Genomic DNA, 15932 nt, shown 5'->3' with positions numbered 1-15932 from the left:
CCGCCCCTTTTGCCATGTCCACGCCCTCTACGCTTGCCCCCGCCCTCGCCTGGTCCGGCCATCTGCGCCGCAGACTTGATGCCCACCCGGACTTGGCCGCCTGGCTGGCCGATGCCGTGCGTGATCCGGTCACGCCCGAACAGATCGCGCGCTGGCAATCCGAGCTGGCCGGACCGCAAGCCGGCGACGATGCCCTGCCCGTGGATGTCTGCCGCATGGTGCTGCGCAAGCTGCGTGAACGGGTCTTCAATGTGCTCATCGTCCGCGACCTGACGGGCCAGGCCGATCTGGAAGAAGTGGTGGGCGCCATGACCACGCTGGCCGACACCGCGGTCGCGGCGGCGTATCGCAGCGTGGCCGCGGATCTGGCGGCGGTGCACGGCGTGCCGCGGGATCCCGCCACCGGCAAGCCTCAGGAAATGCTGATCGTAGGCATGGGCAAGCTGGGCGGCTGCGAACTGAACGTCTCGTCCGACATCGACTTGATCATGCTGTATGGCGAAGAAGGCGAGACCGACGGTCCGCGCCGCATCAGCCATCACGAGTTCTACGGCCGGCTGACGCGGCGCATGATGCCCGTGCTCTCCGAGGTGGACGCCAACGGCCAGGTGTTCCGCACCGATCTGCGGCTGCGTCCCGACGGCGACTCCGGCCCCCTGGCCTGGAGCCTGGACGCGCTGGAGCATTACCTGATCGGCCAGGGCCGCGAATGGGAACGCTATGCCTGGCTGAAGGCACGGCTGATACCGGCCCAGGCGTTCGAAGGCAGCGACAGCGCCGCCCAGGCGCGCCAGCTGGAAAGCCTGCGCGTGCCCTTCGTCTACCGCAAGTATTTCGACTTCGACGCGCTCTCGGCCCTGCGCGCCCTGCGCGAACGCATCCGCCAGGACTGGCAGCGACGCGCCAGCGCGCGCAACGGCATCGACAGCGCCAACAATATCAAGCTGGGCGACGGCGGTATCCGGGAAATCGAATTCGTGGTGCAGTTGGCGCAACTGATCCGGGGCGGCCGCATGCCCGCGCTGCAAAAGCGCGGCCTGCTGGAAGCGCTGCACGCGGAATGCACGGCCGGCCTGGTGCCCGAGGAAGACGCGCGCCGGCTGGAAGAGGCCTACCGCTATCTGCGCCGCACCGAACATGCCCTGCAGTACCGCGAGGATGCCCAGACCCATCTGCTGCCGGGCGACCCTGAGCAGCGCGCCGCGCTGGCCGCGGCGCTGGGCATGAGTCCCGCGGACTTCGAAAGCACGCTGGCCACGCACCGCCAATTCGTCTCGCAGACCTTCCGCAACGTGTTCCGCCTTGTGGGCATGGGCGACGCCGAAGTGCCGGCGCCCGCGCCTGGCGCCAGCGACCCCGGCTCCGGTCAGGACGAGCCCGACAGCAGCAGCGAACTGGCCGAGCAGATCCGCCAGGCCTTCGGCGACGACGCGCAGGATCTGCTGCGCCGTACCGAGACCCTGCTGGGCAGCCACAGGGTGCGCAGCCTGCCCGAAAGCAGCCGCAAACGCATGGATGCCCTGCTGCCCGCCGCCCTGCGCGCCGCCCTGCAAACGCCGGCGCCGCTGCAAGCCGCGGTACGGCTGTTCGACCTGATCGAAAAGATCGTCCAGCGCAGCGCCTACCTGGCACTGCTGGCCGAATACCCTGACACGCTGGCGCGCGTAGCGCGCATGGTTGCGGCCAGCCCCTGGGCCGCGCAGTACCTCACGCAGCACCCCTTGCTGCTGGACAGCCTGATCGACTGGCGCACGTTGTTCGAACCACTGGACTTCGCCCAGATCGCGCGCCAGCTGACCGCCGACCTGGACGCCTGCCGCCTGCCTGACGGCGATCCGGACATCGAACGCCAGATGAACCTGATGCGCGACATGCAGCGCCAGGCCAGTTTCCAATTGCTGGCGCAGGACCTGGAAGGCGAACTCACCGTGGAGAAACTGGCCGACCAGCTCTCCGCGCTGGCCGACCTGTTGCTGACCGAAACCATCCGCCGCACGTGGCCGCTGGTCAACAAGGCCGAAGGCGCTGAACCACGCTTCGCCGTCATCGCCTACGGCAAGCTGGGCGGCAAGGAACTGGGCTATGCCTCGGACTTGGACCTGGTCTTCCTGTTCGACGACGCGCGCGAAGACGCCGCCGAGGTCTACGCCAAGCTGGGCCGGCGCATGACGTCGTGGCTCTCGACCATGACCTCGTCGGGCCGCCTGTACGAAGTCGACCTGCGCCTGCGGCCGGACGGCGACGCGGGGCTGCTGGCCGTGTCGGTGGAAGCGTTCGAGCAATACCAGCACAAGCATGCCTGGGCCTGGGAGCACCAGGCGCTGACCCGGGCGCGCTACGCCGCGGGCGACTCCAGCATCGGCGCCCGCTTCGAGCAGATTCGCGAAGACATCCTGGTGCTGCCCCGCGACGCAGCCAAACTGCGCGAAGAGGTGCTGGCGATGCGCGAGAAAATCAACGCGGGCCATCCCAACACCAGCCAGCTATTTGACCTGAAGCATGATCGCGGCGGCATGGTCGACGTGGAATTCGTCACGCAATACTTGGTGCTGTGCCACTCTGCCACGCATCCGGTTCTGGTCCGCAACCTGGGCAATATCGCGCTGCTGCGCCTGTCCGGCGAGGCAGGCCTGATTTCTGGCGAGCTGGCCGCGCGCGCGGGCGACGCCTATCGCACCCTGCGCCGCGTTCAGCACCAGTTGCGCCTGCAGGGCGTGGAAAAAGCACGCGTGCCGCAGGATCAGCTGCAGGAAGAGCGCGCCGCCGTGCGCGAACTCTGGGATGCCGTACTGGGCTGAAGACATAGGGGACGGGGCATCCCCCCTCCCCCGGCAACTCAGCGTAAAATAAGGAGTTTTCCGCTATCTTTGCCTGCAAGCCATGTCTGAATTCGTGCGCCCCAAACTCGACCTGCCCGCCGGCCGCCGCAAGGTGCTGATGCACTCGTGCTGCGCGCCCTGTTCTGGCGAAGTCATGGAAGCGATGACTGCCTCGGGCATCGACTACGCCATCTACTTCTACAACCCGAACATCCATCCGGTCAAAGAGTACGAAATCCGCAAGCAGGAAAACATCCGCTTCGCCGAGCAGCATGGCATCGAATTCATCGACGCTGACTACGACATGGACAACTGGTTCGAACGCGTCAAGGGCATGGAAAACGCCCCCGAGCGCGGCGAACGCTGCACGGCCTGCTTTGACATGCGCTTCGAACGTACTGCGCTATACGCGCATGAACATGGTTTCGACACCATTACCAGTTCGCTGGGCATCTCTCGCTGGAAGGACATGAACCAGATCAACGGCTGCGGCGAACGCGCCGCGGCGCGCTATGACGATCTGGTCTACTGGACCTACAACTGGCGCAAGGGCGGCGGCTCCGCCCGCATGATCGAAATCAGCAAGCGCGAGAATTTCTATCAACAGGAATATTGCGGCTGCGTCTACTCGTTGCGCGACACCAACCGCCACCGCCGTTCGCAGGGCCGCGAACGCATCCACATCGGCGTGAAGTTCTACGGCAAAGAAGACCTGATCAACGAAGAGCAGCTCTGATCAGGGTTGGCGCCCGAGCCGCCGGTATTCCGACGGCGATACGCCGAAACGCTTGCGGAACGCGTGGCTGAACCTCGCCGCATCTGAAAAACCGAATCGGTAGGCAATATCGCCTATCGGCCGCGCCGCCTGCGCGGCGTCGCACAGCGTGTCCCGGCAACGTTCCAGCCGCGCGCTGAGGATGAAATCGGCCGGCGTCGTGGACGCCTGCGCAAACAGGTTGTACAAATAGCGCCGCGACATCCGGAAGGCCGCGGCAGCGGCGGCCGGCGACAGCGCGGGATCGTGCAGGTTTTCCAATATGTGCTGCTGCACGCGGCGCAGCTGCGCTTGCCGCAGTTCAGCCTGATCGTGTTCAGCCTGGACTCCCGCGCGCTCGCTGATATCCAGCCCCATCATCTGCAACACGGCATTGGCCGCATCGCGCGAGGCGCTTTCGGACAGGTGCGCATGCTCGGTCAACGCCACGCGCAACAGATCCATGGCCATGCGTCCGCACCCCTGGCGAGCGCTGAAGCTGCGGGCCACGGCGTTCTGCATGAACGATTGCCAGGCGTCGAAATGCTTGCCTGGCACTTGCATCACGAGGAAATGTGCGCCGTCATCCACATCGACCTCGTACGGCCGCGTGGTGTCGTAGATGCTCCATTCGCCCGGCACCAGCAGAGCACTGCGCCCGGACTGCCGAATCTCGCTGCGGCCGGCTAGCTGCAGCGTCACTTTGTAGCCCGGCGCTTCAGAGCGATCAGCCAGCAGCTTGCTGCGGCGCACGCGCTGGGCGCTGCTGCGCAATTCGCAGACCTGCATCCAGCCCAGCGAATCCACCGCCACACTGTTGCGGAAGCGGGCCGGATACATCGCGGACACTTCCAGCGGAACAAAGGTATCGCTGACACTTTCCTGCCAGCTTGCGCAGTCCAGGAAATGCCTGGGCGTGCTGCGCAAAAGAGATGGGGACATGGCGACTCCGGTGTCTCGAAACGGCGTGCCTTCTTGCCTGGCGCGGCGAGGCCGGCAGCACAGCTACAGCGTTGAATGGAATGCTGCCTCTTTCTAGCACCGGTCAACCGGAGGGAGTATCGGTGACAACCCCTAAGGTGCTGGCCCGCTAGGGCTTTCTGTCGCTGCCATATGAGTAATCGGCCAACTGGAAGCCGAGTGCCGACAGGGATTGCGCCAGTTCGTGCCGCACCGGCACCACGTCCTCATAGCGGCGCGGACGAACCTGCGCGACCTCCTCTTCGGTGTAGGGGCGAAAATCCGCCGGAAGCTGCGCCGGGCTGAATTCTTCCACCACCCAGTTAAGCACCGCCGCAAGTTCGGCATTGCTCAGTTGCGATTGCGCCGCGCCAGGAACGCGGACCAGATACTCCCGGCCCGCGGGCAGGTGCGCGAACGCGCCCACCGAATTGCGGAAATCGGGGATGCCATGGCGGCCGCTGCCGCGGCCGTCCACGCGGTGGCAGCCAGCGCATTGCAGCACATAATCGGCGCGAACGGACTGACGCAGCCTGTCGGCCGCGGAAGCGTCCGTGGCCGGCGCGCCGCCCGAGGAATCCCCCGCGACGGCCTGGCCCGCGCACAGCAGGATGGCGGCGGCGCAATGCCGGCGCCATCCCTGCCGCGACGGTCGAGCACCGGGCGTCATGATTTCGGCTTAGGCTTGGCCAGGCCCACGATCACCGACGTGGTGCAATGGAAAATAGAAGACTCGTTGGACATGCACCAGTTCACGTCGTTATGCAGGAACATCTGATAGCCCGGCCGCTCACGCTCGGCGGACGCACACATGCACTTGCCGCAAGCGGCCTTGCCGCAACAATCGTTATAGCTGATCAGGTAGTCCTTGCCGTCCAGCGGGTTGTGGCAAGTGCCAACCCACGACACCGCCGACGGCGAGGTGCCCGGCGGGCAAGACGTCATGCTTCCCCCGCAGCAGGAGCACAGGAAGCCGTCCACCGCGCAATAGCGCCAGTAGTCGCACGCCGTATCATCCATCTGCGGCTTCTTGCTGTCCGCCGGCGCCGAGCGCGCCACCGGTAGCACGGGCATCAGGAATGCGGTTCCCACGAGCACCCGGCCGATGCGGTTGAGCACGCTGCGCCGGGAAGTGGTGTGCGCGACCGAGCGCGCGGCGCGCTCTCCAAGTTTATCCAGCCAGTGCATTGCCGCTCTCCTTGCGGGAAATCCGAGTTTCTTCCAATGCGCCGGCGGCGAGGAACTCCTGCACCGACGCCACGCCCAGCTCCTTCGCGGTGAACAGGCTTTCAAGCTGCTCACGCGAGTTGATCAAACCCTTTGCGCGCAGGGTTCCGGTTTCATCGATCAGCACGGCATAAGGCAGTTTGCTGATCTGGAACTTCATGCCCAATTCGGTCGACAGCAAATACGGAAAGCGTTCCAGGCCGGCCTGCTTGTAGAACGCCAGGTGCTCGGGCATTTCGCCGTCGCTGGCCAGGACGATACGCAACCAGGCGCTCTCCGTGCTGGCCACCGACTTCAGGATGGGCAGCAGCTTCTTGCAGACCGGGCAGGTGGGCGAAAGAAAGAACAACAGCTGACTGTGCTGCCCGCGTTCGCCGATGACGATACGGCGGCCAAGCAGATCGGGCAGTTCGAAGCGCGGCGCGGGCTCGCCCACGCCGGGGCCCTTGTCCATTGTGAGGGCACCCATCGGCGCCACGCGCTCGTACAGCACGCCGATCTGCCGCGACAGCGCCAGGATGACCAGCACCAGGCAGAGCACCACGCCCCACAGCAGGAAATTGGAAATGATCAAGGCATCCATAGGTATTCCTTCAGAGATTGCGCAACTTGAGATGGGAGGCCAACAGGTGGTTGGCTGTGAAGTACAGACCTACGGCGGCCATGGCCAAACCGAAGACGGCAGCGGAATCGGTCCACTGCAGCCCCCGGGACAAGCCTCCTGCGGCAAGCAGCGCTGGAGCGGTCCACAAACCCAGCAGCGCGTTGCGCAATACCAGCCACCACGACAGCCCCGCGCGCTGCGCGCCGCGCCCCGGTCCGGTGGACGCCGGGCCGCCGCAACCGCAATCGATGTCGCGATGGCCGCGCAGCAGGTTGAAAACCAGCGCCATCGTGGCTGCCGCCAGCACCAGCAGCGCCAGCTCCGCGCCCGCCGCCTGCCGCGATGGCACGAGCAGCAGGGTGCCGGCCAGCGCCTCGGCCAGCGCGTAACCCCACGCAAATGCGTGACTCCAGCGGGCCGGCAGGATGCGGTAGGCCGACACCACCGCGGCAAAGCCCGCCATGTCTTTCAGCTTTTCCACCGCCCCCAGCAGCAATACACAAGCCAGCGCCGCGCTTGCGGCATACAGCAGCACGGGATCGTTCATGGCGTGCCTCGCGGTTGTGGTTCCACCTGCAGCGCGGTTTCGCCCGCCGCCTGGATCGTTCCCTTGAAGACCGGCGCGGCGGGAGCGGCGTCATAGATATTGACGTTGCCGCCATCCAGCGTGTACAGGCGCGGCTGGTCGTCCTGCGACACCGACATCGACAGGGCGTTCTTGCCCGGCACGCGCGCCACCCGCTTGCGCGTGGCCAGGTCGTAGACCCAGATCTCTGCGGCCGGCGTCTTGTGCGAGCCCTCCGCTCCATTCGGATGCATGCCCACGTACAGCCGCTTGCTGGCCTGGTTCACAGCCAGCAGGTTGTAGCCCCCGGGGCGCCAGCCCTGGTCCTTGCCCGATGCGTCCAGCAAGGACCAGGGCTTGCCGAAAACGGCATCCTTGCCGCTGAAGTCGGCGCTATAGACGTTGCCGTTGTAGGACACGAAGTAGAAGGTGTTTCCCAGGTTCTCGGTGTGCGTGAAGATGGGATCCTTTTCCGGCTCGAACATGGGCTGGCTGCGCTGTTGGCCCATGGGCTTGCCGGCCTGGTCCAGATCCACGGTGAGCAACGCGCCGTCGCCGCAAATGCTAGCGAAGCTGCGCGGACGCGAGGGCAGGACAATAATGCTCCAGCATCCCGCGGCCGCGGTCACTTCGTCCGCGAACTGCCGCGTCTTCAGGTCCACCACAGTGACGGAAGACGCAGGCGTCGCGTTCTGCACCAGCAACAGGCCGCCGTCCGTGCTCTGCCTCAGATAGTTGCGGTAGTTCAATGCCTGCGCGCGTTTCTGCGGAATGGGCACCTCGAACTTGGGGGTGAGGGTTTCGGCGTCCCAAGCCTCGACCACATCGGTGCGCTTGCCGCGGTTCAGGCGCTCGTAGTAGGTGGTCATGACATAGATGTCCTTGCCGTCCGCGGACACGGTCATGTGTCCATTGAACGACGTGGGCACCAAACCCAGGAACTTCATCGTGTCACCATCATAGATATTCACCCGGCTGTCGACCAGGTGATTGAAGACGGCATCCATCACGTACAGCCGGTGCGGGGTGGCCGGCGGCAGCCGTGTGCCGCCCTTGAGTTCTTCCACGGGCAAGTCCGCCCGGGCTAGGCCCGCCGACGCGGCCAGGGCCGCATACAGCGCCCAGCGTCCGGCCCGCAATGCGCATGATCTGGCGCGTAGCGCGTTCATCGATATCCTCCTGGTCTCATGATCCGTTTCCCCTAGAACGCGTAGACGTAGCGCAACTGCACGCCACGCATCCGCGGCCCGTTCTCGACCTTCAGGTCGTGGATGTACTGCATCTGAATCTGGTTGGCGTCGTTGATCTGGTGCGTCAATTCAACGGCCAACTGGTGATTGCGCGCCCGCGTCGCGACGGTTTCGCCGGACGAGGTTTCCTTTCCGCCGGTCTCATAGCGGTAGCGGATGCCGGTGTAGGTGTCCGGGGTCAGGTTGGTCGAAGCCAGGGCGAAGAAGCGGAACGAGGGATCCTTCTTCAACGTCTGCCCGTACCAATCCGTATTGCGGCCGTATATCTCCACTTCCGCGATCGCTTCCAGATAGGTGGATTCGCCAAAGCCCTGGACGAATGCGAAATCCTGGATGGTGGACCAGCGGTTCTTGCCCGGCGACACATCGGGACGCGAACCGTCGTAGCGGCCTACAGGCGCGACAACGAACGGTTCCCAGGCAAACCAGGTCTTGGTCTGTTCGTTGTTGTACAGCCAGATGGCCGACCCGAGCGTCACATCGCCGATACCCGTCTGGTGATCGCCTGGCGCGCCGGGCAGATCCAGCGACGTGCGGTACATGGGCACGATGAACTCAAGCTGCATCGTCTTGCCGTAGAAATCGCGGTAGTGCATCTGCCGGTAGACCAGCGCATTCACATCGACGGACGCGCCGTCCACGCGCTGGCCTTCGGAGTACAAGCCCGAAGACCTCAGTCCCGCCAGATACCCGGCGATGATGTTGGTGCCCACCGGCGCGGGAATCCAGTCGCGCGCGCTGGGGTCTCCCGCCCATGCCGCCTGCGATACGCCCGCGCACGCCAGCAATAGCGCCGCCCGCCGGCGAGCCCGGCTGCCTGTCCTGCCTGCCATGTCTTCCCCTTGGTGTCATGAAGGCGCGGCCGCCGGTATCTCCCCGGCTTGGGCCGCCCGATCATCGATCTAGTAAGCGATGCAAACGGACTTCCGTTCCAGGTACATCTCCAGCACGGCGCGACCATGTTCGCGGCCGATGCCGGATTGCTTGAACCCACCGAAAGGCATGTTGGGATCCAGCATGTTGTGGGTGTTCACCCAAAGCGTGCCCGCCGCGATGCGCGGGATCAGGCTTTGCACGCGGGCGAGATCATTGCTCCAGAGGCTGGCGCCCAAGCCATAGGCGCTATCGTTGGCCAGCCGCACGGCATCGTCCAGAGTGTCGAAAGGCTGCGCCACCAAGACGGGGCCGAAGATCTCCTCTCGGGCAATGCGGGCGTCTTGGGGAACATCGGCGAACACCGTGGGCTGCACGAAATAGCCAGCGTCGCCGCCGCGCTCGCCCCCCGCCAGGATGCGCCCGCCCTCGCCCCGTCCGATGCCGATGTAGTCCATGACGCGCTTCTGATGGCGGGCCGACACCAACGGGCCGACCTGCGTGGCCGGATCGAACCCCGACCCCAGCCTCATGCCGGCGGCCAGGTCGGCCAAACCCTCAACAACCTTGGGATACAGGCGCTTTTGCACATACAGGCGAGACCCCGCCGTGCACACCTGTCCCTGGTTGAAGAAAATGGCGGCCGCGGCTCCCTGCACGGCGCGGTCGAGGTCGCAATCGTCCAGCACGATCACGGGAGACTTGCCTCCCAGTTCCAGCGACACCCGCTTCATGTCGTCCATCGCGGCGCGCCCGATCAGCTTGCCTACTTCGGTCGAGCCCGTGAACGCAATCTTGTCGACGCCGGGATGTTCGACCAGCGCAGCGCCAGCGCTCTCGCCCCGGCCCGTCACTACGTTGACGACTCCCGGCGGAAAACCCGCCTCCAACACAAGCTCGGCCAGGCGCAGCGCGGTCAACGGCGTTTCCTCGGCGGGCTTGAGCACCACGGTGCAGCCCGCGGCCAGGGCGGGCGCGATCTTCCAGATCGCCATCAGCAGCGGGAAATTCCACGGAATGATTGCAGCCACCACGCCCACGGCCTGCGGCAGCGTATAGGCGCTGTAACGGACGCCGGGCGGAAACGGTATGGACAACGACAGCGTGTCGCCGGTGATCTTGGTGGCCCAGCCCGCCATATACCGCAGCCACTGCGCACCTGACCCGACTTCCAGTCCTTGCGCCACCCCCAGCAGCTTGCCGTTGTTCAGGGTTTCCAGGCGGGCCAATTCCGTGCCGTGCTGCTCGACCAGATCGGCCAGCTTCAGCAGAAGGCGTTCACGTCCCGCAGGCAACATGTCGCGCCACGGGCCGGCATCGAATGCACGCCGCGCGGCCTGCACGGCCTGGTCCACCTGCTGCGGGCCTGCGTCGGGCTGGTGGGCGATGACCTCGCCGGTAGCGGGGTCATGGACGGCAATGGGCGCGCCCAGCCCCTCGCGCACAGGCTTGCCATCAATGAACATGGACTCCCGGATGGCGCCCAGTTCAGGGCGGTCCGACCCGGCGTGGCCGGCACTGCTAGCGCTTGCTGAAGACATTCGAAGCTCCAACGAAATGGTTGAAGCCAGAATAGCAACGGCATAGGCGGAAGGCTTGTCGGCCCGTGCATGGCGATTTGTCATTCTGCGCACGAAGCCGTGCGGCAACCGTCCCGACCCTAGGCGCACTGTGTCCTGCGAGGCCTTCCCCAAGACGCTTCCAGGCCCAAAAAAAGCCCGGCACCGCGCACTGCGCAATGCCGGGCCTGGCGCGGCTGCCCCAAGAGCCGCCGCGCGCGTTGTGCTCGCCCGGATCAGTCCAGCATCAGCACCGTGGCGCCGGTGGTCTTGCGCGCGGCCAATGCGGTCTGCGCTTCGCCGGCTTGCTCCAACGGATAGCGCTGGTCGATACGGACCTTGATCTTCTTCTTCAGGACCAAATCGAACAGCTCCTCGGAAGCGGCCTGCAGCTTGGCCAGCGTGTTCACGTGCAAGCCCAGCGACGGGCGCGTCACGTACAGGCAGCCCTTCTGGTTCAGTGTCGCCAGGTTGACGCCCGACACCGGGCCGGACGCGTTGCCGAAGCTCACCATCAGGCCGCGCGGCTCGATGCAATCCAGCGAGGTCTCCCAGGTGTCCTTGCCCACGCCGTCGTACACCACCGGCACTTTCTTGCCGCCGGTCAGCTCGAGCACGCGCTCGGCCACGTTTTCGCGCGAGTAGTCGATGGTTTCCCAGGCGCCGTTGGCGCGCGCCAGCTCGGCCTTCTCGGGGCTGGAAACGGTGCCGATCAGCTTCACGCCCAGGGCCTTGGCCCATTGGCACGCAATCAGGCCCACGCCGCCGGCGGCCGCGTGAAAGAGGATGGTTTCGCCGCCTTGCAGACGGTAGGTCTGGCGGAACAGGTATTGCACCGTCAGGCCCTTGAGCATCAGGGCGGCAGCCTCGTCGAAACCGATGCCCTTGGGCACCTTGACGACCTGCGCGGCCGGCACGTTGCGCGCCTTCGCGTAGGCGCCGATCGGGCTCTGGCCGTAGGCGACGCGGTCGCCCTTCTTCAGATGCGTGACGTCCGCGCCCACTGCGGTCACGACGCCGGCAGCCTCGAAGCCCAGGCCGTGCGGGAGCGCGTGGGGATACAAGCCCGTGCGGTAATAGATATCGATGAAGTTCAAGCCGGCGGCGTGCTGCTCGATCGTGACTTCATTGGCGGCGGGCGGAGGAACTTCCACCTCGACCAGCTTCAGGACTTCAGGACCACCGTGCTGCTCGATACGAATTGCCTTGACGAGATTGCTGGCCATGCTGGCCTCCTTTCATTGGAAAAAATGCTAACGGGAGCCTTTTTGCGGCCCCTGAACGAGAAAACCAGATTCAACGCGATGGCCGGGCCTCGCGCTGCCTGGCGGACGACAGCCTGCCGGCCCCGCCCCCCATCAGCACGAACACGCCAGCCAGCACCAACGCAGTCCCCGCCATCTGCCACACCGTGATGGGTTCTTGCAGGAACCACGACGCCAGAAACAGCACCGATACCGGTCCGATCATGCCCAGCAAGGACGCCGTGGGCGCGCCGATCAGCGCCACCGCCCACATCAGCATGAACACCGGCACTACCGTATTCAGCGTGGCGTGGATCACCGAATACCCGTAGACGCCGGCAGGCTGGATCAGCATGCCTGGCGGATGCACGGCAAAGAACTGGATGATGCAGGCCACGCAAGACACCAACATGGCATATGCGACCAGACGCGTCGCGCCGAGCCGCTTGACCAGCTCCCCGGAACAGATCAGGTACACAGAATAGCTTGCGGCCGACCCGAAAACGAACAAAGACCCTAACAGCACCTCGCCGCCGCCAAAGGACAGGTCGTGGGCGAACACCAGCACCACGCCCGCGTAGGACAACACCATGGCCATCCATTGGCGGCGTTCGACCGGCCGCTTGAACCAGAACGCCGACAGCAGCACCACCAGCGAGGGCGACAGGAACAGGATCAGACGCTCCAGGCTGGCGGTGATGTAGCGCAGTCCCAGAAAGTCCAGGAAGCTGGACAGGTAGTAGCCCAACAGGCCCAGCACGCAGACCTGCAGGCGCTCTTTGGACGTCATGACGGGAATCTCGCCGCGCGCCGCGCGGCGCGACTGATACCAGGCCACGGCAGCAAAAAACGGCATGGCAAAAAGCATGCGAAACGCGATCAGGGTGACCGCGTCAATGCCGTAGCGGTACGTGAACTTCACCACAATCGCCTTGGCCGAGAACAGGACCGCCCCCAGGGTCGCCAGGAAGAAGCCGGCCGCGCGGCTGGAAGGACGGAAGGGCGGCGAAAACTTGGCAAGGCGATTCATGCGATGATTTTATGTTCAGTGCAAAAACACCGCACGCCCTGCCTACGCTTTCCGGCCAAATTTCGTCTTACGCATGACCCGACACCGCGCCCTTACTTATATTCATATTGCCGCCGTGCTGTTCGGCCTGACCGGCGTATTCGGCGAGCTGATCCAGGCCAGCGCCGCCGTCATCACACTAGGCCGGGCCATCTTTGCGGTGCTCGCGCTCGGACTCTTCGCCCGCATGCGCCGCAAGCCGCTGCTGGGCGCCCTCACGCCCGCGCAATTGTTCGTCCTGGTGGTGTCGGGCGCCTTGCTGGCAGGACACTGGGTTACCTTCTTCATCGCCGTGAAAGTCGGCGGCATCGCCATTGCCACGCTGGGTTTCGCCAGCTTTCCCGCCTTCATCACCTTGTTCGAGGGCCTGCTCTTTCGCGAGCGCATCCGCGCGACCGAATGGCTGCTGCTGGGCTTGGTGACCGCGGGTCTCGTGCTGGTGACGCCCGCGTTCAATCTGGCCGACCAAGGCACCATCGGCCTGGCGTGGGGGCTGTTATCGGGCTTGAGCTTCGCCCTCCTGGCCTTGAGCAACCGCCGCTCGGCCTCGGGCATGGACCCGATGCAAGTCGCCTGCTGGCAAAACCTGGTGGTGGCGCTCGTGATGCTGCCCTTCGCCGTCTCCCAATTGCCCGTCCTGCCGGCGCTGGACTGGTTCTGGCTGGCGCTGCTGGGCATCTTCTGCACGGGCTTGTCCCACTACCTGTTCGTGTCCAGCCTGACGCGGTTGAACGCCCGCAGCGCCGGCTTGGTCATCGCGCTGGAACCGGTGTACGCCATTGCCTTTGCCTGGATCCTCTTCAGCCAGCAACCCACACCCCGCATGATGGCGGGCGCCGCCCTGATCGTCGCCGCCATCGTCTGGTCGGGACTGCGCAAGCAAACCCCCAATGCCGCGGCGTCCGAGGCTCCCGCGAAGATACAGCCTTGACAATAACTGACTAGGCAGTAAAATTTGGCGCATGAATGCTGCGCCTCCCCCCTCTACGCCTGAAACCACAGTCCATTACCGCGGTGACGCCCGCTGCATGATGGAGGACAACGCCGGTTTCCTGATCAAGCAGGTCTACAACTCCCTGAACCGCATGCTGGATCAGGAAATGGCCCCCCTGGATCTCACGGCCATGCAATGGCGTCCCATTGCCTTGATCTTCCTGGGCCGCGCCGATACTCCCGCGGAACTGGCCCGCCTCAACGGCATGGACACGGGCGCCATGACGCGCGCGCTGGATCGCCTGGAAGCCAAAGGCCTGCTTCGCCGCAATCGCAGCCAGGACGACCGCCGCGTGGTCAAGATCGAACTGACCGAACTCGGTGAGGCCAAGGCACGCCAGATTCCCGCCAACATTGCTCGATCGCTCAACTGCCATTTGCGCGGCTTCTCCTCCGACGAAGTCGCCCAGCTCATGCACTTCCTGCGCCGGATGATCGCCAACGGCTCGGCTGCGTCTGCGCCGCCCGATCGCTGACGTCCAGCACGCTTACCCCAGATGCCTGGGGTTTTATTTGGCATAATAATTGCCTAGGCAAATACAGATTAATCAATTACTTTCAGCAAACAGTCAGGATGAAACGCCTTCTCACTACCGTATTGGTGCTGGCCCTGAGCGGTTGCGCATTGATGGAGTCCGGCTCCGAGCCCGTCGCCGCACTGGACGAGGCAAGGCTGGGCATTAGCGGCCAGGACACGGCCTGGCCCTCCGCGCAGTGGTGGCAACGCTACGGCGACCCGCAGCTCAATGCCTTGCTGGATGAGGCCCTGGCCAACAATCCATCCATGAGTGCCGCGCAGGCCCGCCTGGCAAAGGCCAACGCCGCCGTTGGCATCGCGCGCGCCCCGCTGCTGCCGCGCGTGGACGCGAACTACACATTGACCCGCGAGCATTTGTCCAAGGACTACATCTATCCCGCCCCCATGGGGGGCTCGGTCGTCAGCGACAACCGGCTGGCCCTGGACTTCAGTTATGAACTGGATTTCTGGGGCAAGAACCGCTCGCGTCTGCAGGCGGCCGTGTCACAGCAGGCGGCCGCGGCAGCCGACGCGCAAGCGGCACGCAATCTGCTGGCCGGAGCCACCGTCCGCGCCTACCTGAACCTGCAAAACGCTTTTGCCCAGCGCGACGTGCTCAACCGCGTGCTGGACCAGCGCGCCGAAGTGTTGTCACTGACCCAGGGCCGTTACAAGGCCGGGCTGGACACCCAGGTGGAAGTCAAACAGGCGGAATCCTCGCTGGCCGCCGGCAAGGTGGAACTGACGCAGACCGACACCACCCTGGCGCAATTGCGCAATCAGGTCGCCGCCCTGGCTGGCGCCGGCCCGCAACGCGGACAGTCCTTGCAACCGGTAGCGTTGACGGCGCCCGCCGGTGGCGTGCCGGCCAGCGTGCCGCTGGACCTGCTTGGACACCGGCCCGATGTCACCGCCGCAAAATGGCGGGCGGAAGCCGCGCGCCATGCCATCTACAGCGCCAAGGCCGAGTTTTATCCCAATGTGAACCTGGCGGCATTCGTCGGTTTCCAGGCCATGGGCACCGGCAACCTGCTGGGCGCGGATGCCCGCATGGCCGGCTTCGGGCCGGCGGTCACGCTGCCCATCTTCCATGGCGGCGAACTGAATGCGAATCTGGCCGGCCGCCGCGCCGACGCCGACCTCGCGGTATCGGACTACAACCAGACCGTGCTGGACGCCGTGCATCAGGTCGCCGACGCTCTCGACGGATTGCGCCTGCTGGACCAGGAAAAGGCCCAGCAGCGCCAGGCCCGCGAAGCCATCGATGCCGCCTACGACCTCGCGGTCAAGCGCTACAAGGCCGGCATGGGCAACTACATCTCGGTGCTCATCGCGCAAACCGGCGTACTGACCCAGGCGCGGCTGGATACCGATCTGCGCATCCGCGCCTATCAGCTGGACGCCAGCCTCGCCAATGCGTTGGGCGGCGGCTACGCCCCCCCGGCCGAGTCCGCCCCCGCCACGAACCCCACCCATTGAACGCTCCCCGGATTCAGAC

Annotated in this window: 15 protein-coding genes; 5 read left to right on the top strand and 10 right to left on the bottom strand. The window is 65.2% G+C overall.

Features of this window, described 5'->3' with window-relative positions:
* Positions 1-14: 14 nt before the first annotated feature.
* Positions 15-2798, top strand: a complete 2784-nt coding sequence (gene glnE, locus VCS63_RS28290) for a bifunctional [glutamate--ammonia ligase]-adenylyl-L-tyrosine phosphorylase/[glutamate--ammonia-ligase] adenylyltransferase (protein ID WP_149064907.1) — start codon at positions 15-17, stop codon at positions 2796-2798.
* Positions 2799-2880: 82 nt separating this feature from the next.
* Positions 2881-3555: an epoxyqueuosine reductase QueH gene (locus tag VCS63_RS28285; protein WP_042792815.1), complete on the top strand. Its 675-nt coding sequence runs from the start codon at positions 2881-2883 to the stop codon at positions 3553-3555.
* On the opposite strand, the gene VCS63_RS28280 is transcribed toward VCS63_RS28285, so the two are convergent.
* The 10 genes from VCS63_RS28280 to VCS63_RS28235 all read right to left on the bottom strand — a co-directional run bounded on the left by VCS63_RS28280 (position 3556) and on the right by VCS63_RS28235 (position 12885).
* Complete coding sequence (locus VCS63_RS28280) at positions 3556-4515, bottom strand: helix-turn-helix domain-containing protein (RefSeq protein WP_063639680.1); 960 nt, start codon at positions 4513-4515, stop codon at positions 3556-3558.
* 148 nt (positions 4516-4663) lie between these two features.
* Positions 4664-5203 carry a cytochrome c gene (locus VCS63_RS28275; protein WP_042792812.1) on the bottom strand — a complete coding sequence of 180 codons (540 nt, stop codon included), beginning with the start codon at positions 5201-5203 and terminating at the stop codon, positions 4664-4666.
* On the bottom strand, positions 5200-5721 hold the full coding sequence (locus VCS63_RS28270; RefSeq protein ID WP_042792811.1) for a methylamine dehydrogenase light chain: 522 nt from the start codon (positions 5719-5721) through the stop codon (positions 5200-5202). The genes VCS63_RS28275 and VCS63_RS28270 overlap by 4 nt, the downstream gene beginning before the upstream one ends.
* On the bottom strand, positions 5705-6343 hold the full coding sequence (mauD, locus tag VCS63_RS28265; RefSeq protein WP_042792810.1) for a methylamine dehydrogenase accessory protein MauD: 639 nt from the start codon (positions 6341-6343) through the stop codon (positions 5705-5707). The genes VCS63_RS28270 and mauD overlap by 17 nt, the downstream gene beginning before the upstream one ends.
* A gap of 10 nt (positions 6344-6353) precedes the next feature.
* Complete coding sequence (locus tag VCS63_RS28260; protein ID WP_149064910.1) at positions 6354-6911, bottom strand: MauE/DoxX family redox-associated membrane protein; 558 nt, start codon at positions 6909-6911, stop codon at positions 6354-6356.
* Positions 6908-8098, bottom strand: coding sequence for an amine dehydrogenase large subunit (locus VCS63_RS28255; protein ID WP_063639682.1), 1191 nt, complete (start codon positions 8096-8098; stop codon positions 6908-6910). Before VCS63_RS28255 ends, VCS63_RS28260 begins: the two co-directional genes overlap by 4 nt.
* A gap of 32 nt (positions 8099-8130) precedes the next feature.
* Entirely contained in the window at positions 8131-9012 is an 882-nt protein-coding gene (locus tag VCS63_RS28250) for a transporter (RefSeq protein WP_042792807.1), read from the bottom strand.
* 69 nt (positions 9013-9081) lie between these two features.
* Positions 9082-10593: a phenylacetaldehyde dehydrogenase StyD gene (gene styD / locus VCS63_RS28245; RefSeq protein ID WP_323881696.1), complete on the bottom strand. Its 1512-nt coding sequence runs from the start codon at positions 10591-10593 to the stop codon at positions 9082-9084.
* A gap of 254 nt (positions 10594-10847) precedes the next feature.
* On the bottom strand, positions 10848-11837 hold the full coding sequence (locus tag VCS63_RS28240; RefSeq protein ID WP_042792806.1) for a quinone oxidoreductase family protein: 990 nt from the start codon (positions 11835-11837) through the stop codon (positions 10848-10850).
* Between the two features lie 70 nt (positions 11838-11907).
* Positions 11908-12885 carry a DMT family transporter gene (locus VCS63_RS28235; RefSeq protein ID WP_063639684.1) on the bottom strand — a complete coding sequence of 326 codons (978 nt, stop codon included), beginning with the start codon at positions 12883-12885 and terminating at the stop codon, positions 11908-11910.
* A 73-nt stretch (positions 12886-12958) separates the two neighbouring features.
* Here VCS63_RS28235 and VCS63_RS28230 point away from each other — a divergent pair, with 73 nt between their 5' ends.
* From VCS63_RS28230 to VCS63_RS28220, 3 genes are all read left to right on the top strand, one after another.
* Positions 12959-13855 carry a DMT family transporter gene (locus VCS63_RS28230; protein ID WP_323881694.1) on the top strand — a complete coding sequence of 299 codons (897 nt, stop codon included), beginning with the start codon at positions 12959-12961 and terminating at the stop codon, positions 13853-13855.
* Between the two features lie 31 nt (positions 13856-13886).
* Entirely contained in the window at positions 13887-14393 is a 507-nt protein-coding gene (locus VCS63_RS28225; protein ID WP_063639685.1) for a MarR family winged helix-turn-helix transcriptional regulator, read from the top strand.
* Between the two features lie 98 nt (positions 14394-14491).
* Positions 14492-15913: an efflux transporter outer membrane subunit gene (locus VCS63_RS28220; protein WP_323881692.1), complete on the top strand. Its 1422-nt coding sequence runs from the start codon at positions 14492-14494 to the stop codon at positions 15911-15913.
* The last annotated feature ends 19 nt before the right edge of the window (positions 15914-15932 follow it).

The organism is Achromobacter sp. D10 (assembly GCF_035282245.1).
Taxonomy (GTDB): Bacteria; Pseudomonadota; Gammaproteobacteria; order Burkholderiales; family Burkholderiaceae_B; genus Achromobacter; species Achromobacter insolitus.
Note: the sequence above shows the minus strand (reverse complement) of the source record. Positions and strands in the feature narration are given on the sequence as shown.